Source organism: Frankia sp. R82 (genome assembly GCF_023716925.1).
Taxonomy (GTDB): Bacteria; Actinomycetota; Actinomycetes; order Frankiales; family Frankiaceae; genus Frankia.
In genome coordinates, this window is sequence record NZ_JAMQQG010000028.1 from 15473 (window position 1) to 38724 (window position 23252).

Sequence of the window (23252 nt, forward strand, 5' to 3'; positions counted from 1 at the left end):
GCCTGCCGTTTCGCCGTCACATCCGGCCACCACACCTTGTCACCGCGAAACCGCCAGACGTGTACTGGGTGGCGCTGCTGCCGCCAGGCCGGGAGCAACCCTCGAACCGTGGTTGCTCGGCCCGATTTTCACCGTGTCCAGCGACCGCGCCTCGCCCATCGACCGCAGCAGCCCCTGGTTCACGGAAATCGGCCTGAACGGCCACGCTCCGCATCCGAAGCACACCTCACTCGCGCAGACAGCAACACCACCCCGTCTCTGCCGCCCCCCCGCACCCCGCACCATCATGGAAAGTGGCCATGGTCGATGGACGGCCCGGTGTCGCCCGAACAAGCCAGCGGAATCGTCGCGGTCGGCAACACGACCACGACCACGCATGTGCATCCCGCACACCCGCGCCGGTGCCTCCGCGTCCGCCTTGGCCGGCGACCCTTCCGCCAAGTCACGGGTTCTTGCCGAGGCGGAGTGAAGGTTCCGGCCCGCCGATCCTTCACTAAGCCTCGGCAAGAACAGATCATGGCTTTCGGTCGCCCGCGAGCGAGCCGGTTTCGTCGCGAGAAGTGGTGTGGATGGCACAGAAAGTGTCGGTTGGCGGGCGTCGGAGAAGGATGGGCGTGAGGGTGTTCTGGTGGAACGTTCACCGATCCGGGATGGTCACTCTCCGACATGTCTGCGCGGAATGTGATGGCATGCCTACATCTCGACAGCCAGGACCACCGATGGCCGACGCCGGATCTGCGGATCGTGGGGTTGCCACGGTCGACGTACGCGGCAGAAGGCACGCCGGAGCACGGACAGACCCCAACGTTCACGGCCCCTTGTTACGGAGGGTTGCGAAAAGGGCCGGTTGCTGTCCGACGTGGACGATCGTGGAGGTTGGGTGGCCCGGCTAATGTGGCGTGCTGTGCCACAACAACCACAACCGCCGCCACCACCACAACAACCACCGCGGTCGGACGCGCCGGGATTCGTGACTGTCGTCGGAATCGGAGCGGACGGGTGGGAGGGGCTGTCGTCGCAGGCGCGAGCGGTGGTGCGGGCGGCGGCGGTCGTGTTCGGGTCCCGTCGTCAGCTTGCCGAGTTGCCCACGTCCGGCCATGGCGCGGGCGGCGATGATGGCGCAGGCGCAGGCGCAGGCGCAGGCGCAGGCGCAGGCGCAGGCGCAGGCGCAGGCGGTGGGGGTGACGGCGGCGAGGGGGATGGTGGGTGGGCGCCTGGGGCTCGACGGGTCGAGTGGCCGTCGCCGCTGGTTCCGGCGCTGCCAGGGCTGTTGGCCGAGCACAGGGACGCCGTGGCCGGCGGTGAGGTGTGCGTGCTGGCCAGTGGCGATCCGATGTTCTACGGCATCGGGGTGACCCTGGTGCGGCTGCTGGGTGCGCAGCGGGTGCGGATCGTGCCGCAGCCGTCTTCGGTGAGCCTGGCATGTGCGCGGCTGGGCTGGGCGGTGCAGGACGTCGAGGTGGTCAGTGTGGTCGGTCGATCGCTGGAGCGGGTGCGTCTCGTCCTGGCTCCGCAGCGGCGGGTGCTGGTGCTCAGCGCTGACCGGTCCACGCCCGGCGCGGTGGCGGCGCTGCTGGTCGAGGACGGGTACGGGGCCAGCGTGATGACGGTGCTGTCGCGGCTCGGCGCGTCGGAGGAGTCCCGGCGGACGGCCGGCGCGCGGCAGTGGGCCGGCGCGGATCCCGCGGGCGTGGCGGATCTCAACATCATCGCGGTGGAGGCGCGGCTGGAGCCGGGCGGCGTGCATTACCCGCGGGTGCCGGGCCTGCCCGATGACGCCTTCGAGCACGACGGACAGATCACCAAGCGGGAGATCCGTGCCCTGACCCTGGCCCGGCTCGCGCCGGCACCGGGCGAGCTGCTGTGGGATGTGGGCGCTGGCAGTGGCAGCGTCGCGATCGAGTGGCTGCGCACCCATGAGTCCGCGCGGGCGGTGGCGATCGAGCCGAGACCGGAGCGGGCCGAGCGCATCCGGCGCAACGCGGCCCGGCTCGGTGTTCCGCACCTGCAGGTGGTGGACGGACGTGCCCCGCGGGACCTGGCCGCTCTGCCCACCCCGGACGCGATCTTCGTCGGTGGCGGGGTGAGCGCCCCCGGTGTGCTGGAGGCCTGTTGGGCGGCCCTGCGCGACGACGAGGCCGATCATCCGGACAGTGGTGGCGGTGACCGGCGTGAGCGTCGCCGGCTTGTCGTCAACGCGGTGACCCTCGAGTCGGAGACCGTGCTCGCCGGGTGGTACGCGAGATGCGGGGGTGAGCTGGTCCGCCTGGCGGTCAGCCGGGCCTCGCCGGTGGGTGGCTTCACCGGCTGGCGGCCGGCGATGCCCGTCACCCAGTGGACGGTCTGGCCCACCCTCGACCGCCCCGCCGACCGCCCCGCCGACTGACCCGTACGCAGCGTCCGGTGCCTGGTCCGGCCCGATCTGGCCCGGTGCTGGGCGGCTGGGCGTCAGCCGAGGAGGTCGAGCACGCAGGTGTCGGCGGGCCCGCCGGGGACGGCGTGCTGCGGGGCCGCGAGGTGGGCACGCCAGTGGTCGGCTGCGGCTGTGGCGTCACCGGCCTCGATCAGCTCGATGAGCCGGGCGTGCATGGCCCGGGTGGCGTGGGCGGGCGGCGCGGGATCGGCGGGGCGGGCGGCCTGCTGGGTGTTGGCGGCTTCCACCAGGTGCTGCAGCATGTCGGTGACCAGGGCCAGCGACCGGTTGCCGGTGAGTTGGACCACGGCGAGATGGAAGGCGGCCTGGGCGGCGGCAAGGGCGTCGCAGTCAACGGCCGCGTCGGCCTCCTGGGCCAGCCGTAGGCGCAGCTCGGCCACGTCCGCAGGGCTGCGGCGCCTGGCGAGCTGGGCGGCGCACGGCGGCTCGAGGACGCTGCTGGCCTGGTGGACGTCGCCAAGGGTGGCACCTCGATGCTCGAGGACGAGCCCGGCGTACCGGGCCGCGACCGCCGGGCTCGGCGTGTGCACGCGCGCCCCACCATGTGCACCTCGGCGCACGGAGATCAGCGCCTCCGCCTCAAGGACCCGGAAGGCCTCGCGCAGCGTTGGCCGGGAGACCCCGAACTGGGCCATCAGCGTCGGCTCGGGAGGGAGCGCGTCACCTTCGGTCAGCTCACCCCGGATGATCCGGCGCCGCAGCTGACCTGCGACGAGCTCGGCCGTCTTCGGAACCCGGACCCGCCGCCCGATTGCCGAGGAGCCCACCGGCAACGGCGGGGCCAGCGGTGCGCTGCCCTGGCGGGCAGTGGCGACGGACGGCCGCGCGGCAAGCGGGCGGGTATCGACCATGAGCGGTCCTCCTGCAACGGCGCGCGACGATCGTTCCGACGAAGATCACTATAACGGTGGACCCTGCGGGCTGTTTATGCTAACAGGAGCGTTTCGCACCGGAATGGTCGGGTGGCTATGGCGTCGAAACCTGTCTGTGACGTGCGGCGATGGCCATTCGGCCGCGAAACCGCGCACTTTGCGTGATATATATCACTCCCCGGCGGCTCATGGATACCGTCTTTTTCCGATGTCGGCCCGGTCGTCCGTCGTGCTCGCCTGCTCGGTTCGTCCGCCCCGTACGCGGGGCCAGCCTGTCGGCACCGCCGGTAGCCTCGCTCACCGACCGCGGCCGGACCGCCTTCTACCTGGTGGTTTGGCCAGGTCAGGCGGGGCACGCTGCTGATGTGGCGGAGGTTACGGCCACTGCAGGGAGGGAGCGGGCAATGGCAGCACCGGTCGTCGATGCGAACACGCGAGGCCTGGGTACCTGGCGCATCCCGCGCAGTCGTGGAGCGCTCACCGGACTGTTACTGATGCTGCTCGGCATCTGGGGGGCGCTGATCCCGTTCATCGGTCCAGCCTTCGACTTCGGCTTCACCCAGGACGCCGCCTGGACCTGGAGCTCGGCCCGCTTCTGGCTGGAGACGCTGCCGGGTATCGCGGCGTTCGTCGGCGGACTGCTGCTGGTCATGAGCGCCAACCGTGCCACCGCGGCGCTGGGAGCATGGCTCGCGATCGCGGCTGGCGCCTGGTTCGTTCTCGGCCCGAGCCTCACCGGCCTCTGGCACCTGGGTTCGCTCGGCCTGCCACGTGGCGGCTCGGCCCGACAGACCCTGGAGTGGCTCAGCTTCTTCTACGGCCTCGGTGCAGTGATCGTCTTTCTCGGCGCGACCGCCTGGGGACGCCTCAGCGTGCGCGGTGTCCGTGATGTCGCCGCCGCCCGCCAGCACCGCGAACGCCGCCTACGGCAGCGCACCCAGCCCGCTGCCCAGGGCTACGGCAACCAGGGCTACGGCAACCAGGGCTACAACCCGCAGGAGTCCGGCGCGCAGAGCTATCCCGGGAGCGTTCCGCCTGCCCTTGATGAACCGCAGGTCTACCCGAGTGACCGTCCGGCCGCTCCGGCGGAGGGCGAGCAGACCGGTGTCTTCGGCCGTCATCGTCATCGCCATCGCGCTTCTCACTGACGCCGCACCGCCTACACCGCCTCCGCTGCATGGGTCTCAGAGCTGGGGGCGGTGAGGGCGTAGTCGGATGTGCTGGCCGGGGCGGCACTGGGCCGCCACAGAAAGGTCGCCGGGGGCGAGCACACCCACCACGGGGTAACCACCGGTGACCGGGTGGTCGGCGAGGAAGACGACCGGCTGACCGTCCGGGGGGATCTGGATGCCGCCGGCGACCATTCCCTCGGAGGGCAGCTCACCGGCGATCCGCCGGGTCAGCGCGGGGCCGCGCAGGCGTATGCCGATCCGGTCGCTGTCGGCCCCGACCTCGTAGCTGGACGTCCACAGGGTGGCCAGGGCATCCGGGGTGAACCAGTCGTCGCGCGGTCCGAGGATCACGCGCAGAACCGGTTCGGCCAGGTAACGGGCCTGCGGTGCCAGATCGACCAGCGGCGCCGCGGCCTGCGGACGGCCCAGGGGGAGTACGTCACCGGCGGTGAGCGGTGCCGGTCCAAGACCGGCGAGGGTGTCCCGGGAGCAGGAGCCGAGCACGGACGGGACGTCCAGACCACCGCGGATCGCCAGATAGGTGCGCACTCCCGCCGCGTGCGGACCAGTCGAACCCGCAGTCCACGGCCCCTGCCCGGGCGAACCGACGCGCAGCCGGGCGCCGGCCCGCACCTCGACGGGGGCGTACATGCCGATCGCCCGTCCCGCGAGCTCCAGCGGGCAGGGCGCCCCGGTGACGGCGATCAGACCGGGTGCGTCGAAGGTGACGTCCAGCCCCCCGTAGGTGGCCTCGATGCCGGCCGCCGACTCCTGGTTGCCGACCAGCCGGTTGGCCAGGCGCAGGCTGCGCCGGTCGAGGGCGCCCGCGCCGGTGATGCCGAGATGCGCGAGGCCCGTCCGTCCGAGGTCCTGGATGGTGGCCAGCGGCCCGGGTGAGACAACGGTGATCGTCGCCTGCCGCACCCCGGCCGTGGCGAGGCGTCCCGCGGAACCCCCGTCCGCAGGCGCAGGCGCAGGTGCAGGCGCGGGCGCAGACGCCGGCGCACGGGTTGTCCGTGCGACAGCGGCGCTGTTCACGTCGATGGGTGTGGGTGCGTCGATGGCGACGAAGCGGACGGGAGTGCCGGGGGGGAGCAGTGCGGGTGGGTCTCGGTCCAGGTCGAAGACGGGCAGATCGGTCCGTCCGATCAGATGCCAGCCACCGGGGGAGGCCCGCGGGTAGACGCCGGTGAACTGGTCGGCGATCGCGACCGCCCCGGTGGGGACGCGGGTGCGCGGCGAGTCGCGCCGTGGCAGGTGCAGGACGGGGTCGAGCCCCGAGACATAGGCGAACCCGGGGGCGAAACCGCAGAACGCCACCCGGTGCGTGCCGCGGGTGTGCCGCTCGACGACCTGCGCGGGGGTCAGCCCGGTGCGGCGCGCGACCTCAGCGAGGTCCGGCCCGTCGTAGTGGACGGGCACCGTGACCGTCGGCAGGTCTCTCGACGCGTCCGATGCGGCGTCCGACGGCGTTGAGGTATCGGACGGAACCGGGATGTCAGGGAGGTCCGGGGAGGAAAGGGGCGAGCCGTCCGGGTCTGTGTCCGGGCGGGCCGGGGTCAGGGTCGTAAGGTGACGGCGCAGGTGGGGGAGGTCGGTGCGGGCCGGGTCGAAGCGGACCAGGACGGTGCGGGCGGCCGGGACGAGGGCGACGACGCCCGGCGGGGTGGCCCGCCGCAGCCGGGAGTACAGCCGACCGGCCGCGGCCAGGTCGGCGACCTCGACGAGCAGCGCGTCGACGCCGCAGGCCAGCACCCGCATCAGACCACCTTCCGACGACGGTGCGGCTCGGTCAGCAGGCTCGGTCAACAGAACGGCATCACCGGAACTCCGACGTCGTCCAGTGCCGCACGCAGGCGCCGGATCAGGTCGACGGCACCGGGAGTGTCGCCGTGCACGCAGACCGATCTGGCCGCCACCCGCACCGGCGTGCCGTGCGCCGAGGTCAGGATGCCGGTGGTCGCCAGTCGCACCGTCCGGCCGATCACCGCCTCGGGATCGTGCAGGACGGCGCCGGGTTCGCGCCGGGAGACGAGGGTGCCGACATCGGTGTAGGCGCGGTCGGCGAACGCCTCGCCGACGCCGGTGAGCCCGGCCACCGTGGCCTGACGCAGCAGTACCGATCCGGGCAGGCCGAGCACGGGCAGGGTCGGGTCGTAGCGACGGACCGCCTCGACGACCGCCGCGGCCTGTTCCTCGTCGGTGACCACCCGGTTGTACAGCGCGCCGTGCGGTTTGACGTAGCGCACCCGGTCGCCGGCGATGCGGGCGAACGCGTCCAGTGCGCCGAGCTGGTAGGTGAGGTCGTCGCGCAGCTCGTCCGGATCCATGTCGATGGCCCGGCGTCCGAAGCCGGCCAGATCGTGGTAACCGACCTGCGCGCCGATGCGCACCCCATGTTCGACGGCCCGCTCGCACACCCGCCGCATCGTCGAGGGATCCCCGGCGTGGAACCCGCAGGCCACGTTCGCGCTGGTGACCAGCGGGAGCAGCGCATCGTCCTCGGTGAGCCGCCACACCCCGAACCCCTCGCCAAGATCGGCATTGAGATCCCACGCCGGCGCCGCAGCGCCCGCCGCGTCCGTAGCCGTCGCAGGGTCATCTTCGGAGCTCATACTTCCGATTCTCTCCCACCCCGACGGCCCGGACGGCGTCCAGTTCTCTCCCACCCCGACGGCCCCGACGGCCCCGACGGCCCCGACGGCCCGGACGGCGTCCAGCCCGTTCTCGACGACGTCCGCCGGGCCTACGCGCACCTCGTCGCGGCCGGCCACGTGGCCGGTAAAACGGACATGAACGCGACCGCGACGACCTGTGTCGTGCTTCCTCGCCCGGCCATCGGACAAAAGTGGCGAAAAACTGCTACCGAGCAGCCACGGATGGCCGGTGCTGGTGGTCGGGGTGCAGGTGATGGCGAGTGCCGGTAGCGCCAGACGCTGGGTCGCTGGCGGGGGTCGGGCCGTCGGCGGGCGGCATAATTGCCGGTGTGAAGCTGGTTCCTGGACGTTCCTCCGGCACAGCTGGCACAGCTGGCACAGCCGGCACGGCCGGTGCAGCGGGTACGGCCGGCGCGAACGGCGTGGCTGGCATCGACGGTGCGCTCGGCTCGGCCGGGAGTGTCGGTGCGAGCGGGCCGGGCGCGGTGGTCGTCGCCGTGGACACCGAGCCGTGTCGGCATACGTACGGGCCGGCGGACGCGCCGATCCTGGTGGTGGAGTACGGGGACTTCCAGTGTCCGTACTGTGCGCAGGCTGCGCCGGTGCTGCGGGAGCTGGTGGACACCTCCGACGGACAGGTGCGGCTGGTGTTCCGGCATTTTCCCGTGTACGACGTCCATCCGTACGCGCTGACGGCGGCGCTGGCCGCGGAGGCCGCCGGCGCCCAGGGCCAGTTCTGGGAGATGCACGACCGGTTGTTCGCCGGGCAGGACCGACTGGCCGACAAGTTCCTGCGGGCCTACGCGGGGGCGCTCGGGGTGGACGGAGACCTGGTGATCGGGGATGCGGCGCAGCCCTATGGCGATGCCGTCGAGGCGGACTACACCCTTGCCATCGAGCAGGGGGTGCGGGGGACGCCGAGCATCTTCCTGGGTGGCTCGCCATACCGGGGGCGGGCGGAGATCGCCCCGCTGCGCAAGGCGATGGCCCTGTCGCTGCGCCGCGCGCCGTCAGGTCGCCGTTGGTGGCGTCGAGGATAGGGGCGGCGGCAGCGGCGGGAGGAAGGGTGTCGGCGGGCGCCAGGGGCGTGGCGGGAGCGTCGGTACCGGCTCGTCGGTCAGCGGTGAGCACAGGGGCATCCGTTCGCCGAGCGTGCGCAACAGGATGGTGCCGAGTACGGCGGCGCTGAACGAGCCGGCCAGGATGCCGATCTTCGCCTGGTCGCGCAGGTCGGCGTCGGTGAACGCGAGCTCGGTGATGAACAGCGAGATCGTGAAGCCGATTCCGGCCAGGGTGGCCGCGCCGACCAGATGGCCGTAGCGGACCTGCCCGGGCAGCTGGCCCATGCCGGTGCGCATCGCCGCCAGGCTCGCCACGGTGATCCCGAAGGCGTTGCCGAGCAGCAGCGCGAGGGCCACCCCCCAGGTCACCGAGGACGATGCCGCCGCCCGCAGGGTCGGGCCGTCCAGGTGCACCCCGGCGTTGGCCAGGCCGAACAGCGGAACCACGACGAACGCGCTGAACGGATGCAACATCCGTTGCAGCCGTTCGTTCGCCGACACGGTGGCCTTCGCCGCGACCACGGCGAGGCTCGCCCGGGCGGCGTTCGACTCCTCGGCCAGCGCCCGCACGTACACCGGGACCTGCGCCGCCTGGTCGGGTCGGGGCGGGACGGCGGGGATCAGCAGCCCGGTGATCACTCCGGCGAGGGTGGCGTGCACCCCGGAAGCGTGGATCGCGCCCCAGAGCACGACGGCGACCAGCGCGTACGGCAGCAGTCGCCACACGCCGAGCCAGCGCAGCACCAGCATGGCCAGCACCAGCCCACCGGCGAGGGCGAGCGCACCGAACCGCACGTGCTCGGTGTAGAAGATCCCGACGACGGTGATGGCGCCGATGTCGTCGACGATGGCGAGGGTGAGCAGGAACAGCCGCAGCCGGTCCGGGCAGGCGGGTCCGAACAGCGCCAGGATACCGATCACGAACGCCGTGTCGGTGGACATCGGGATGCCCCACCCGTGCGCGGCCGGCCCCGAGGAGTTGAACAGCAGGTAGATGACCGCGGGCAGGGTCAGCCCGCCGATCGCACCGAGGGCGGGGACGGCGGCGATGCGTCGGTCGCGCAGCTCACCGGCGGTGAACTCGCGGCTGATCTCCAGGCCGACGACGGTGAAGAACAGCGCCATCGCCCCGTCGTTGACCCAGTGGTGCAGGCTCAGGCTCAGGTCGGCGTCGCCCAGGCGCACCTGCGCGGTCGTCGTCCACAGTGATTCGTAGCCGTGTGACCAGGGGGAGTTCGCCCAGACCAGCGCGATGACGGCCGCGACCAGCAGCAGCACCGCCCCGCCGGCCTCGGTGGCGAGGAACTCCCGCATGGACGGCGCGACCTGCGGCAGCCGGATGCGCAGCGCCGGCCCGGGCCGAGGTGGCGCAGTCGGCGAGGTCGGCGAGGCGGGGGTGGTCACCGCGGTGTGGTGGGGTGGTCCAGGGTTTCGCGGGCGGGTTCGAGCGCTGCGAACTGCTGCCGCTCCCGGTAGCGGCTCGCCCGGTACACCCCGAGGATGCGATGGTCGGCGTAGAACGACAGCTCCTCGAAGGCGCGGGCGACCGCGGGATCCTCCGGGCTGCCCTCGATGTCGGCGAGGAACTGGGTGGCGACGAAGTGCCCACCCACCATGTAGCTCTCCAGCTTCGTCATGTTGACACCGCCGGTGGCGAAGCCGCCGAGTGCCTTGTAGAGCGCGGACGGCCGGTTGTGCACGTTGAACACGAACGTGGTCACCAGTGGCCCGATACCGGCCGCGGCGCGCAGGTTCTCGGTGGACAGGATGAGGAACCGGGTGGTGTTGTGCTCCTCGTCCTCCAGGTCCGCGCGTAGCACCTCGAGCCCGTACGCCTCGGCGGCCAGCCGGGAGGCGATCGCGGCCCGGCTCGGGTCGCCCGCCTCGGCGATCTCCCGGGCCGCCCCGGCGGTGTCGGCCGCGGCGACGGCGACCAGGCCCAGTGCCCGCAGCCCCACCCGGCACTGCGCGAGCGCCTGCGGATGGCTGTGCACCGTCTTGATGTCGTCCAGGGTGGCGCCGGCGAGGCCGAGCAGCTGGTGGCGGATCGGCAGGAAGTACTCGCCGATGATGTGCACGGCGGTGTGCAGCAGCAGCAGGTGGATGTCGGCCACCCGGCCGGCGGTGGAGTTCTCCACCGGAATCATCGCGAGCTCCACCGTGCCCTCCTCGAGGGCCGAGAAGCACTCGTCGAAGGTCGGGTAGGGAACCGCGTCGAAGTCGGGGTACACGTCCCGGCAGGCGATGTGCGAGTTCGCGCCCCGCTCGCCCTGGAACGCGATCCGCTGGCGTGCCGTCATGCAGACGAACGTACCGGGCTAACGCGCCGCCTCGACGCCGGTGGTGCTCTCGGTATCACCACCAGCACCGCCAGTGGTGGTACCAGCAACAGCGGCGGCGGCGGCCGGTGGCGGCGCCAGCCGGATGCCGGCATGTAGCACCACCACGCCACGGCGACCGACGAGTACCGGGTCGAGCAGGATCTCGGTGATCTGCGGCACCTCCTCGGCCAGGCGGGTAACGCGGTGCAGCAGGTCGGCGAGGGCGTCGGTGTCGGCGGCGGGTGCGCCGGAACCACCGAGCAGCAGCACGCTGCCGCGGACGGTGGCGATGAGGTCGGCGGCGTCGGTGTCGGTCAGCGGCAGGGTGCGGGCCACCGGGTCGGCGAGCAGGTCGGCGACCGCACCGCCCAGGCGCAGGGACACCAGTGGGCCGACCCGGGGGTCCTGGTGCATCCGCACGACGGTGGAGACCCCACTCGGCGCCATCGGCTGGACGAGCATGTCGCCGGGCCCGACGGCGGCGCGCACCGCCTCCCAGGCGGTGGCGAGCTCGGCGGCGTCGCCCACCCCGAGCTGGACGGCGCCGACATCCAACCGGCTACGGAACCGTTCATCGGCGATCTTGATGGCGACCGGCCAGCCGCCGCGACGCGCCGCGGCGAGCGCGGCGTCGGCGTCGGCCACCCGGGTGCTCGGCCAGACCTGCAGGCCGACGTCGGCAAGCAGCGCGTGCACCACCGGTTCCGGCAGCCAGGTGCCGGCGGGCACGACCTGGTCGGCCGCGACGCGCACAGCCAGTGCACGGGCGTGGTCGGCGGCGACACCGTCGAGCGCCGGCACCCGGCCCTGTTCCCGGGCCCGCCAGGCGGCATGGTCGGCGGCCCGGGACAGCGCCAGCGCCGCGGACTCCGGCGACGAGTAGGACGGTACCGAGCCGCGTCCGGGGGAACCGGCCGCGTCAGGGACGGCCAACGGCGCCGGCACTCCGTCATGTCCCAGGTAGGAGGCGAGCACCGGCAGGGCGTATGCACGGGAGACCGCCAGTACGGCGGCGCCGAGCCGGTCGACCTCGGCGTGCGGGGTGACCAGGGCGAGCAGCGCGTCGACCGCACCGCTGCCGGCCATCAGACGCAGCGCCGCCTCGAACCGGTCGGGGTCGGCGAGCGGGCCGAGATCGACGGGGTTGCCGGTGTCGCCGGTGTCGCCGTGGCCGATGATCTCGGCGAGCACCTCGCGGGTCGGCGCGGACAGGGTCGGCACCTGGAGCCCGTAGCTGTGACAGGCGTCGATGGCCAGCGCCGCCAGGGCACTGGACGTCCCCACCACGCCGACCCGACGCCCGGCCGGCAGCGGCTGATGGGCCAGCAGCGCCGCGGTGTCGAACAGCTGGTTGAGGGTGTCGACGCGGATCACCCCGGTGCCGGCGAACAACGCGTCGGCGGCGCCGCTGGAGAAGTCCTGGCCGCTTTTGAGCACCACCACCGGCTTGGTCCGCCCGAGCCGGCGGGTGATCCGGGCGAATCGTCGCGGATTACCGAAGCTCTGCAGGTGCAGCAGGACGACCTCGGTGCGCGGGTCGGTCTGCCAGTACTCGAGCAGGTCGTTCGTCGACACGTCGGAGCGGTCGCCGGCGGAGACGAACGTGGATATTCCGACCGCACGCCGCGCCGCGTCGGTGAGGAAGGTCCCCGCCAGCGCCCCGGACTGGGTGAGCGCGCCGACCCGCCCGGGCAGCGGGGTACCCACGGCGAAGGTCGCGTGCAGACGGGAGGTGGGCGCGGTGTTGATGACACCCATCGCGTTCGGGCCGAGCAGGCGGATGCCGGCCTCCCGGGCGATCTGGATCACCTCGGCGAGGCGGGCCTGCCCGGCCGGGCCCCCGTCGGCGAAACCGGAGGACAGGACGATCGCCGTGGGCACACCCTGGGCCACGCAGGTGCGCAGCACCGCCGCGACGCCCGGCGCCGGCACGGCGATGACCGCGAGATCCACCCGATCGGGTACGTCGGCGAGATCCTGGTAGGCGTACACGGACGCGACGTGGCGCGCCGCGGCGTTGACCGGGTGGACCGTGCCGGTGAAGCCGCTCGCCAGCAACCGGCGGAACACTTCGTGGCCGACCGTGCCCGGTTCGCGGCTCGCCCCGACGACGGCGACGACTCGTGGATGCAGCAGGCGATCGATACCGCGCACGCCGTGCCTCCTGTAGCGACCTTTGCGCCCATCGTAATACCGCTCGGTCTCTGCGCGTTACATACCTTTTCGGGTGTATCTGGTGGTAATTGGAACGGCCTGGGCGGTGGTTCGAGAGTGGATTGTGGCGAGAGCCACAGACATTTCCTGCCGTTGCTTCCGGGGTCCGTCTGGCTAGGAACACCCGATGGAAGTGGCCCGATCGGAGGATGTCGGCGCTGGACGGCTGATCTACTCGGACTGGCCCAAAGGTGCCAGTCATCCGGGCTGCGTGGTCACGGCACCGTCCGGACGGACCCTGGGTACGTCCCTCGGGGCGCCGATGACAGTCTCTAGCCGGGTCGCGCCCGGCGACCCGCACGGGGCGGGACGGGGACGGTGCGGTGTACAGGCTGGACGGCCGGTGGGTCATCTCCGCGGGCGACCTTGTCGACGTCGTCGAATGTGGGCACCGTACGGCGCTCACCCAGGCAGTGGCGGATGGCCGGGTGAACGTCGGGGTAGACCAGGCGGCCCCGGGGGGTGGCGGGGTGGTTCCGCTGAGCCCGCCCGACCGCACCGCTGTGCGCCACGGTGAGGCACACGAACGGCGCTGGCTCGCCCATCTGCGCCGGACGTTCGGCGCCGACGGGGTGGTGGAGATCCCCCGTCCGGAGCCGACGGTGGATGGCCTGGCCGGCGCGCGGGCCCATACCCGGGAGGCACTCGCCCGGGGCGTTCCGGTCGTCTACCAGGGGGTGCTGTTCGACGGTGGCTTCCAGGGCCGGCCCGACTTCCTGATCGCCGCCCACCTGGACCCGTCCACCGGCGCGGCCCGCGGGCCGGCCGTGCCCGGGCACTACGAGCCGGTCGACGCCAAGCTGGCCCGCGCGGCCAGGCCCGCCGCGGTGCTGCAGCTGGCCGCGTACGCACTCGCGCTGCCCTCGGTCGCCGTGCCCGTCCCGCGTCTGATGCACCTCGTTCACCCCGCTGTTCACCCCGCTGTCCAGCCCGGTTCGGGGGCGTCGGTGGGGCTGGTGCGATCGTTTCGGGTGGACGACTTCGCGCCGCTGGTGACCCATGCGCGGGCCCGGCTCGCCGCCCACCTGGCCCGGCCGGCGAAGCTGCCCGAACCGACCTGGGCGCAGGCCCGTCCGCAGTGCGCGAGCTGTGCCTTCACCGAGCACTGCGCCACGGGTCGGGTGCAGGCCCGGGACCTGTCGCTGGTCGCGGGCCTGCGCGGGCAGCAGCAGCGGGCACTGCGCGGCGCGGGCATCACCACCGTCGAACAGCTCGCCGTCGCCCCGGACGAGCAGCGCCCGGTCGAGATCTCCACCACCGCCTTCGCGGGGCTGCGCCTGCAGGCGGAGCTGCAGGCCGCCCAGGACGCGTCGCGCAGCACGGAGGATCCGGTCGGAACGGTGAGCGTGCGGATGGTCGACGCGGCCGGTCTGGCGATGCTGCCGCAGCCCGATCCGGGCGACATCTACTTCGACATGGAAGGTGATCCGTACGCGTTGGAGGCATCCGGCCTGGAGTACCTCTTCGGAGCCGTCACCCTCACCCGCCCCCCGGACGGGACGGACCTGCCGGGGGAGGAGTTCCGGACGTTCTGGGCGCACGACCGGGCCGGGGAGCGGCGGGCCCTCGAGGAGTTCGTCGACTGGACGACGGCGCGGCTGCGTGATCACCCGCGGGCCCACGTCTACCACTACGCGCCCTACGAACCGAACGCGCTGCGCCGCCTGGCCGCCCGGCACGGTACCCGGGAACGCCAGGTGGACGACCTGCTGCGGGCCCACCGTCTGGTCGACCTGCACACGGTGGTCCGGCGCAGTCTGCGGGTGTCGCAGCCGTCCTACTCGATCAAGTACCTGGAACCGCTGTTCTATCCGGGGGCGCGCACCGCGGCGGTCACCACCGCCGCCGACAGCATCGTCGCCTACGAGACCGTGCTGGAACACCGGGCCGCGGGCGAGACGGCGCAGGCCGAGCGGCTGCTCGCCGAGATCGCCGACTACAACCGGGTCGACTGCGTGTCCACCCACCGGCTGCACCGCTGGTTGCTGGCGCAGCGCCGGGCGGCGGGCGTGCCCGCCCACCTGGACGACCCGACCGACCAGCTCGCCACCGGCCCCGAGGCCGTCGATCCCGCCGACGCGCAACTGCCGGGGCAGGCCACCCTCGACGGGGACGGCGAGCCCGACGCCGTGGTGCACGCCCTGCTCGCGGGCCTGCCTGCGGACCAGGCAACCTGGTCGCCCGACGAACGGGCCCGGGCGCTGCTCGCCGCCGCGGTCGGCTACCACCGGCGGGAGAACAAGCCGGCCTGGTGGACGTACTTCGCCGCGTTGCAGGCCGACCGGGAGACCCTGGAATCCGCCGACGACTGCGCCGTGCCGGTCCGCTGGCAGGTGAGCGCGGACTGGGACGAGCCGTCCGGGCGGCGTCGCAATGCTCGCCGCCAGCTGCGGGCCCGCGTCGACCCGCGCCGTCCGCACCCGTTCGAGCGGGGCGAGACGGTGCGCCTGCTCTACCCGGGCCCACCCGGCGCGGTGGGCGTGACCAGCGATGCCACCGTCGAACAGGCCGCCCCGGACGAACTGCTCCTGCTCGAGAACGCCCCGCCCGATCGGGCCACCCGGGCGCTGCCCATGGCGGTGCTGCCCGGTGAACCGGTGTCGCCGAAACCGAAGCCCGCGGCCGTGCACCTGCTGGCCGAACGGGTCGCTGCCGCCCTGCCCGCCCTGCCCGCCGAGGCCGGCCTGGACCTGCTGCGCCGGGTGCCGCCGCGTCGCCGGGACCGGATCGGTCCGCTGCCGGACGCCGCCGACCACGGCGACGACCAGGTGGCCGCGGTCATCGCCGCGGTCAGCGAGCTCGAGGCGTCCTACCTGGCCGTGCAGGGGCCGCCCGGGGCCGGCAAGACCTACCTGGCCGGCCGCCTGATCCGCCATCTGGTCGGGCAGGGCGCGTCGGTGGGAATCTGCTCGACCAGCCACAAGGCCATCGAGAACGCCATGCACGCGGCCCTCGACGACACGGACGCCGTGATCGGCCCGGATGGTCCGCCCGGGCGGGGCGGGCGCCGCCTGGCCGCGGCCAAGAAGGCGAAACGCTCCAGGTCGCGGGCGGACGGGCCGTCCGCCGCAGCGGACGCACCGCCGTGGGACACCCCGCGCGACCTCAAGGCCCTGGTGGCCTGGCGCCGTGAGCATCCGGAGGGCCACCTGGTCGGCGACACGGCCTGGGCGTTCGCCAACCCGCAGCTGGCAGCCGACCCGTTCGACGTGCTGATCATCGACGAGGCCGGCCAGTTCGCCCTGGCCGACACCCTCGCCGTCGCCGGTGCGGCCCGCAACCTGGTGCTGCTCGGCGACCCGCAACAGCTCCCGCAGGTGGTCGCGGGCATCCATCCCGACGGCGCCGACGCCTCGGCGCTGTCCCACCTGCTTGGCCGCGACGACGACGGACTCGGTGAGAACGAGGTCCTTCCTGCGGCGTTCGGCTACTTCCTCGACCGCACCCGCCGGCTGCATCCCGCGGTGTGCGCGCCGGTGTCGGCGTTGGCCTACGGCGGACGCCTGCACGCCCATCCGGTGGCCGCCGCCCGGGCGGTGCACGGGGTCGTCCCGGGCCTGCACCTGGTCGATGTGGCCCACGAGGGAGCCACCACCCGCTGCGACGCCGAGGTCGACGCGGTCTGCGCGCTGGTGGCCGGCCTGGTCGGGCGCACCTTCGTCGACGGCCTCCGGCAGCGGCCGCTGACGCCCGCGGATGTGTTGGTCGTCGCCCCGTACAACCGGCAGGTGCGGGCGATCGGGCAGGCCCTGCGGACGGCCGGGATCGCCGGCGTGCGGGTCGGCACGGTCGACCGGTTCCAGGGCCAGGAGGCGCCGGTGGTGATCACCTCCCTGACCACGTCCAGCGCTGCCGAAGCACCCCGTGGGCTGGACTTTCTGCTCTCGCGCAACCGGCTCAACGTGGCGCTGTCGCGGGCCCAGGTGATGGCGGTGCTGGTGATGTCGCCGGCCCTGCTCGACAGTGCGCCGCGCAGCATCGCCGAGCTTCGTCTGCTCGCGGGTCTGGCCCGGCTGCGCGCGATGTCGATCACCGGCGCGCCGCCGCCGCCGTCGGCCGAGTCGGGCCCCGAACTCCGGCCCGCCGCGGGCACCGACCCGATCCCCGCCACCCCTGTCCGCACCTGACCCCGAACCCCTGTCCGCGGCTGGCCCCGAACCTGTCCTCGACCCCGGCTCCGGACCCCTGCCCGAACCCGGGTCCGGGTCGTTGTGCAAGCCTGGGTCCGCACCGGAAGCCGAGGCCCGGCCGCGGCCCTCGGGTCGGTCCGCAGCCCTCGGACGATGATCTGACCGCCCGATCGCGGGGGCCGTTACGCGCCCGTCGTCCAGCTCCCTCGGGCGAGTTTTGCCGGCATGCCGTATGTGCACTTATCTGTGCTTAACGTAAAACGGGTGCTACGATTCCCTCGATCTAACCAAGTCGGGGAAGGGGACGCTCGTGACAGTGGACGTGTCGGCCCCAAGTCGCGTGCAGACGGTCCTGCCGCGGGCACTCGCCCGGCTGCGCGCTTCATCGGGAGCTCATCTCACATTCGGTGGAATAGTTGCACCGCATTCCGGCCGATTGACCGTCACCAACGTGGACGGACCAGCACCGAGCGGTCTGCTCGGCGCCTCTGTTCCACCGGGGACGGGAATCGGCGGTCAGGTGGTGCGGCACAGCCGCCCGGTCGTCATCAACGACCCGGCGGCAACGAGAAGAGTTCTTCGCTCGACTGCCGTTCCGTTTGAGGGCAGTGAGTTCGGAGCAATTCTCGCGGTACCGGTCAGCATGGGCGGCGCGGTCGTGGCCGTGCTCTATGGAGCCATGCGGACAGAGGTGCCGTTCACCGAGGCCGCCGTACGTGCGGCCATTGCGACGGCTCGTCTGATGGAACGTGAGCTGGGCGTAGCTGCCACACACGGAGATTCGCTGGCGCAGTCGATGCCACCAGGGCACCGTCCGCTCAGCGCCGCACGCCCGGTGGGCGCGGTACCGCTGCCGCGCTCGCCCGGTCAGCCGCAGGAAAGTCTGCGTCTGGCCTACCGGGAGCTCCAGGAGGTCACCGAGCACGTGGCCGACCCGCTGCTGCGGGGTCGGATCGGGGGCGTGTCGGAACTGCTGCGTGGCCTGCTCGACCAGGACACGAAGGTCGGCGGCCGGCTCGCGCTCACCCCACGTGAGCTCGAGGTGTTGGCACAGGTCGCGCTTGGCCTGTCCAACGTCGAGACCGCCCGGCGGTTGACGGTCTCACCGGAGACGGTGAAGGCCTATCTCCGCAGCATCATGCGCAAGCTGGGCGTACGCAATCGCACGGCAGCCGTGCACGCCGCGCGTCAGCTCGGCATGCTGCCCTGAGTACGGCCCGGCCGCAGCTGGGCGGGCCAGCCCTGACGGGCTGATCTGCCGGAACGGACCGTCACCAGCCGTGATCGACGGGATGGTCGGCGGTTGGTGGGGAGCGGACGCACCGGTGTGGAGCCGGCGGGGCGCGCCCCGCGCATTCGGATGCCGGACCAAGGCTGTTCCGACATCCGAACGCGCGGGTTCGAGTCACGCCGGCCACCCGCCTGCGCCCGAGGCCTGATCTCGTCCGACACCGGACTCCGTACGTACTCGCCTTCGCGCACCGCCTGACACCGCTGACACCGCCGCACCGCAGCTGCCCCGCGAGCCACCTGCGCCTGCGCTCTCACCTGGTCCTGCCGGGTAGGGCACCCGAGTTTGCGGGGTCGGGGCTGGGTTGCGGGCCAGTCTGTGGCTGTGCTGGGATGCCAGCCGCGTTCATGGGGCCGGTCGGCCCACGGTGCGCCAAGGCGTCCGACTCGTTCGACCTGATCGCAACGACAGCCATGACGTGCCGTCCGCGGTGGCGGCGCACCGGGCGGCGACCAGCCGCAGCCGGTGGGGCGGACAAGGGCCCGGGGTACCGCGGACGGTGGCCGTTACGCCCCCGGCACAGGCGAGCGTGGGGTCGGTGCGGCCCGCTCCGCCGCACCGACCCCCGCCGTTCTCCCCCCGCCGCGGCGCCCATCGGGCCGCGGCAGGGGGACGTCCAGTCCGTCGGCCGGAAGCTGCGATGTTCCTGCACCGACGGCTTTCCGGATGTTCCCGTGGGATTTCCGGCCGGATTCAACCGGGTCGTTCGCCGGACCACAAACGAGACCTTTGACATCTGGTGCACGCAGGAACCGGCCCGAGGAAAGCCGTACTTCCTGCCGGTCATCATGCGTCCGAGCGAACTGCCGGCCCATGGTCGGTGGTACCGTAACGCCGGCCACATCCTCGAGCGGTACGCGTACCCGGGCCGCCGGCCAAGTGCGGCCGGCCCGCGCGGTACGCGGCGGCCGGGCATTGCCGTACCACCTTCGAGATTGCCTTGCCGGTATTACCTCCCGCCAGTGATACGCCGGTCGGCCCGGCCCCCCTCGGTCGTCCTCCCCGTTGCCGGGGGATTTCCGGGCACGGAATGCCCTGAACCCGCGCCCCCCACTTGTTACCTCCCTCGAACGGGGGTATTTCGGGTTCGGGCTGGTCGTGTGGGTCTAGCGTCGAAATGGCGACCCGGGATGTTTCACGCAGCGCCGTGCAGCCATGCTGGCGCTGTGATCCCGACGGTGTCACCAACGCGCCGTCCACGCGGACATCCACGGAGGCGGGCAGCTCGAAGGGAGCGTCATGCCGTTGTTCGCCGATTCCGCGCCGCAACGCGAACCCCGTCCCGACCGGGAGGCCGCCGAGGGGAAGATGTCCGCGGAGTCGACGCGCGGGCCCGGCGCGGGCGGCGGACAGCACGCCCACCTGCCCGCCCAGGCCGAGCCGTCGGGGCGGACCGTCCCGGTGAAGCGGTTGGACCAGACCGGACGCCGCGGACGCAGCGCACGGACCGGCCGAGCTGGCCGGGGAGCGCCGGCGGGGCGGGGTGGCCGGGCGGCGGCGCCGCGGGTGATGGCCACCATGGCCACGATGGCTGGTGTGCCGGTGTCGCGGCGCTCCATGTTCACCATGGCCGCGGACATCGCCGTCCTGCACCGCGGCCGGCTGCTGGCCGCCGCCTGCCTGCTCGTCGTGGTCCTGCTGCCGTGGAACGCGGGTGTCTACCATCAGCTGGCCACCGGCGGCTTCTATGCGAAGTCGGACCCGTCCACCCGCGCCGAGCAGCTGCTCGACGAGGAGTTCCCGGACGCACCGCCGAACATCGGCATCCTGCTCACCGCGGAGGAGGGCGAGGAGGGCATCGACGGCCCGACGCCGGTCCACCTCGGGCGGGAACTCACCGGGCAGATCGCCGCCGAGCAGGGTGTCACGTCGGTCGCCTCCTACTGGTCGGGCAACGGGATCTCCGGTAACCCGCTGCTGCGCTCCAGGAACGGACGGTCGGCGCTCATCGTGTTCCGGCTCACCGGCACCGAGGACCACATCCAGGACCGGCTCGACGAGCTGCACAAGCGCTACGCCCACACCGGCCCCGGCGTCCAGGTGCGTTTCGGCGGTGCTCCTGCCGTCATGCGGGACGTCACCGAACACAGCCGGGCCGATCTCGAACGTGGCGAACTGTCCGCGGCACCGCTGGTGTTCCTGGTCCTGCTCTATGCCTTCGGCACGGTCGCGGCCGCGCTGCTGCCGGTGCTCGTCGGCGTGGTCGCCGTGGTGTCCAGCCTCGCCCTGCTGCGCCTGGCGGGCACCTTCACCGACATCTCGGTGTTCTCGGTGAACCTGACGACGGCCCTGGGCTTCGGGCTCGCCGTCGACTACAGCCTGTTCATCCTGAGACGGTTTCGTGAGGAACAGGCCAGAGGTCTGTTCCCCGGTGCGGCGTTGCGGCGCACCCTGGAGACCGCCGGGCGCACGGTGTTCTTCTCCGGCATGACGGTGGCGTTGTCGCTGACCGCCGCCCTCGCGTTCCCACTGGACTACCTGCGGTCGTTCGCCTTCGCCGGCGGCATCGTGGTGATCACCTCCGAGGTCGCGGCGCTGCTGGTGCTGCCGGCGGCGCTCATGGTGCTCGGCGATCGGCTCGACCGCGGCGACCTGCGGGCGATGTTCGCCCGCTCCCGCCTCGGCCGGCGCCGCCAGGCCCGCCTGCAGTCGCGAGCCCTGGGCCGCCATGCCGACGGGACGGCGGTGATCTCCGGGGCTGGCCGTGGCTGGACGGCGCTGGCTCGCCGGGTGCTGTCCCGGCCGGTGCTGTTCGGCGGCGCGGCGGTGGTCGTCCTGCTGCTGTGCGCGCTGCCGCTGCGCGGCCTGAACCTGTCCCTCGCCGACGACACCGTGCTACCGGCCGCGTCGGAATCCCATGTCGTCAACGACGCGATGCGCTCCGACTTCGTCGCCTGCCTGCCCTGCCAGATACCGATCGTCGTACCGGGCCTGGACGCCCGCGACCCGAACAATGCCGCAAAACTCTCCGACTATGCCCGGCGGCTGTCCGCGTTGCCCGGGGTGGCCCGCATCGACACGGTCACCGGTGCGTTCATGCAGGGCCGGATGGTCACGGCCGCGGCGCCCACCGCCCAGGTGGGCTACGTCGGTGTGCACGGTGGGGCCTGGCTGTCGGTGTGGCAGACCGACACGTCACCGGTGTCCGAGGGGGCCCGGGAACTCGTGCGCAGCATCCAGGCGACTCCCGCCCCCTTCGCGACCCTGATGGGTGGCCTCGCGCCGCACTTCCTGGACACCTCACGCACGATCCTGCGCAGCCTGCCCGTCGCGTTCGCCATCGTGATGGTCACGACCTTCGTGCTGTTGTTCCTGTTCACCGGCAGCCTGCTGCTCCCGCTCAAGGCGATGCTGCTCAACACGCTGAACCTGGCGGCGACCATCGGCCTGTTGACGTTCATCTTCCAGGACGGCCATCTGCGCGGTCTCGTCGGCGACTTCCAGGTCTCCGGCTCGCTGGAGATGACCAGCCCGGTGCTGATGTTCTTCATCGCGTTCGGCCTGAGCATGGACTACGAGATCTTCCTGCTCGCCCGGATCCGGGAGGAGTACAAACGCACCGACGACAACAACGAGGCGGTCGCCGTCGGCCTGGGCGCCACCGGTCCGTTGATCACCAGCGTCGCGCTGGCCCTGGTCGTGGTGATGGTGGCCCTGTCCACCTCGCACATCAGCATGATCAAACTGGTCGGGGTGGGCCTCACCATCGCGATCACCCTGGACGTGACCGTCGTACGCGCCATTCTGGTACCGGCGTTCATGGCCCTGGCCGGCACGTACAACTGGTGGGCCCCCGCCCCGCTGCGCCGCCTGCACGACCGCTTCGGCCTGAGCGAGGACGACGACGAACCGCGGGGCCGCCCCTACGACACCCCGGCTCCGACGGCCGGCCCCTATGGCCACCCCGCCGCCCACGGGATGGCCGGAGCTCCCGCGGGCACCGGTCCGGTGGGGAGCGGCATCGCCCCGCCCCCCACCGGTGTTCGGCCCCGGGGCGGCACGCGCCGACGAGCTCCCTACGGACTGCCGGTCGATCTCGTCCGCAGCCACGACCGCGCTGCGGACGAGATCACCCCACACTCCTCCGTGATCGCCCTTCCGCCCGCGCCTGGCCCTGCGCCGGTGACCGATCCTGTGCCGGTGACCGGCTATCCGCCCGTGACCGGTCATCCGTCCACGAGCGGCCATCTGTCCCCGGCGGTGTCTCCCGTGACGGCCATGCCCCCCGCCAGGTTCGCTGATCCCACCTCCACCGCGAACCCGCTGACGTCCGGTGGCACGGGGGCCTCGTTCATCGGCGAGGCCGCCGGTACCGGGCCTGGGGGCGCTGTCGGCGACGGGCCCGGTACCGGCGTACCCGGCGTCGGGTCGGCCACCGGCATCGGTCGGGGTTCCGCCGGTTCGGTGGGCGGAGCCACAGCTGAGAGGGCGGCCGGGACGCGCGGGAAGGGCCGCCCGGACGGTTCGGTCGTGGTCGGCCGCTGGCCGCGCGGCGATTCCGCGCTCGGTCGCTACGTGGTTGTCGGTGATCCCAGGGCAGGCCGCCATCAGGTCCACGGCGGTGCTCGCCCGACCATGGAGATCAGCTATCAGCGGCGTCAGCAGTCACCGCCGAGCAGCTCACTCCCGCCCGCGGGTTCCCCCGGTTCCGCCGGCTCGCCCGGCTCCCCGACCTGGCATTTCCATCCGCGTCCCGGCGACGACGGCGACGACGTCCCACCTGCGGCCGTCGCGGGTGCTCGGGGCTTCATCTTCGAACAGTCCGGCGTCCCGGGTCACCCCGGTCACGCAGGCATCTCCGGGTGGCCGGACGTCCCCGGTCAGTTCGGCACGAACCCGCGACTCGTCATCGAAGCGGACTCGTACCACTAGTCGGCCTTTTGTGGATCAGCGGCCGGCACGGTCAGGGTCCGATGGCTGCTCGCCGGGAACGGCGGGAGCCGGGCTGGGCGACCACGGTTCGCAGTGCTGCCGGCATGGCAACGGCAGGTCCGCAACCTGCGCGTGAAGGTGTCACCTTCGATGGTGGACGCCGTCGTGGAGGCAACCGAGGATGCTCGAGTGTCGCTACTTAGAGTGATCTACATCTGACGTAACGTG

General features: G+C 72.4%; 12 protein-coding genes. 6 read left to right on the top strand and 6 right to left on the bottom strand.

Going from position 1 to position 23252, the window contains the following annotated elements; translation table 11 throughout:
* The first annotated feature begins 892 nt into the window (after nucleotides 1-892).
* Nucleotides 893-2386 (top strand): precorrin-6y C5,15-methyltransferase (decarboxylating) subunit CbiE, encoded by a 1494-nt coding sequence (gene cbiE, locus ND747_RS08115; protein ID WP_374216181.1) that lies wholly within the window; start codon nucleotides 893-895, stop codon nucleotides 2384-2386.
* Nucleotides 2387-2448: 62 nt separating this feature from the next.
* On the opposite strand, the gene ND747_RS08120 is transcribed toward cbiE, so the two are convergent.
* Nucleotides 2449-3285 carry a FadR/GntR family transcriptional regulator gene (locus ND747_RS08120; protein ID WP_251732865.1) on the bottom strand — a complete coding sequence of 279 codons (837 nt, stop codon included), beginning with the start codon at nucleotides 3283-3285 and terminating at the stop codon, nucleotides 2449-2451.
* A gap of 425 nt (nucleotides 3286-3710) precedes the next feature.
* Between ND747_RS08120 and ND747_RS08125 the strand changes: the two genes are divergently transcribed.
* Complete coding sequence (locus ND747_RS08125) at nucleotides 3711-4454, top strand: hypothetical protein (RefSeq protein WP_251732866.1); 744 nt, start codon at nucleotides 3711-3713, stop codon at nucleotides 4452-4454.
* A 36-nt stretch (nucleotides 4455-4490) separates the two neighbouring features.
* Here ND747_RS08125 and ND747_RS08130 read toward each other — a convergent pair whose 3' ends face one another.
* Together ND747_RS08130 and ND747_RS08135 are read right to left on the bottom strand one after the other, a co-directional pair.
* Nucleotides 4491-6239: an urea amidolyase family protein gene (locus ND747_RS08130; RefSeq protein WP_251732867.1), complete on the bottom strand. Its 1749-nt coding sequence runs from the start codon at nucleotides 6237-6239 to the stop codon at nucleotides 4491-4493.
* A gap of 44 nt (nucleotides 6240-6283) precedes the next feature.
* Nucleotides 6284-7093, bottom strand: a complete 810-nt coding sequence (locus tag ND747_RS08135) for a LamB/YcsF family protein (RefSeq protein ID WP_251732868.1) — start codon at nucleotides 7091-7093, stop codon at nucleotides 6284-6286.
* A 464-nt stretch (nucleotides 7094-7557) separates the two neighbouring features.
* On the opposite strand from ND747_RS08135, the gene ND747_RS08140 reads away from it, so the two are divergent.
* Nucleotides 7558-8175, top strand: a complete 618-nt coding sequence (locus ND747_RS08140; protein WP_251732869.1) for a DsbA family protein — start codon at nucleotides 7558-7560, stop codon at nucleotides 8173-8175.
* Here the strand turns inward: ND747_RS08140 and nhaA are convergent.
* The 3 genes from nhaA to ND747_RS08155 form a co-directional block, all read right to left on the bottom strand.
* The gene (gene nhaA / locus ND747_RS08145; protein ID WP_374216182.1) at nucleotides 8146-9510 is read right to left on the bottom strand and encodes a Na+/H+ antiporter NhaA; all 1365 of its coding nucleotides are present in this window, start codon (nucleotides 9508-9510) and stop codon (nucleotides 8146-8148) included. The genes ND747_RS08140 and nhaA overlap by 30 nt on opposite strands.
* Nucleotides 9511-9596: 86 nt before the next feature.
* On the bottom strand, nucleotides 9597-10496 hold the full coding sequence (locus ND747_RS08150; RefSeq protein WP_251732871.1) for a prephenate dehydratase: 900 nt from the start codon (nucleotides 10494-10496) through the stop codon (nucleotides 9597-9599).
* Nucleotides 10497-10514: 18 nt separating this feature from the next.
* Complete coding sequence (locus ND747_RS08155; RefSeq protein ID WP_251732872.1) at nucleotides 10515-12671, bottom strand: acetate--CoA ligase family protein; 2157 nt, start codon at nucleotides 12669-12671, stop codon at nucleotides 10515-10517.
* A 383-nt stretch (nucleotides 12672-13054) separates the two neighbouring features.
* On the opposite strand from ND747_RS08155, the gene ND747_RS08160 reads away from it, so the two are divergent.
* The 3 genes from ND747_RS08160 to ND747_RS08170 all read left to right on the top strand — a co-directional run bounded on the left by ND747_RS08160 (nucleotide 13055) and on the right by ND747_RS08170 (nucleotide 23024).
* Complete coding sequence (locus ND747_RS08160; RefSeq protein WP_251732873.1) at nucleotides 13055-16858, top strand: TM0106 family RecB-like putative nuclease; 3804 nt, start codon at nucleotides 13055-13057, stop codon at nucleotides 16856-16858.
* Between the two features lie 343 nt (nucleotides 16859-17201).
* The gene (locus ND747_RS08165; protein WP_251732884.1) at nucleotides 17202-18071 is read left to right on the top strand and encodes a LuxR C-terminal-related transcriptional regulator; all 870 of its coding nucleotides are present in this window, start codon (nucleotides 17202-17204) and stop codon (nucleotides 18069-18071) included.
* 1320 nt (nucleotides 18072-19391) lie between these two features.
* Complete coding sequence (locus ND747_RS08170; protein ID WP_251732874.1) at nucleotides 19392-23024, top strand: MMPL family transporter; 3633 nt, start codon at nucleotides 19392-19394, stop codon at nucleotides 23022-23024.
* Nucleotides 23025-23252: the final 228 nt, after the last annotated feature.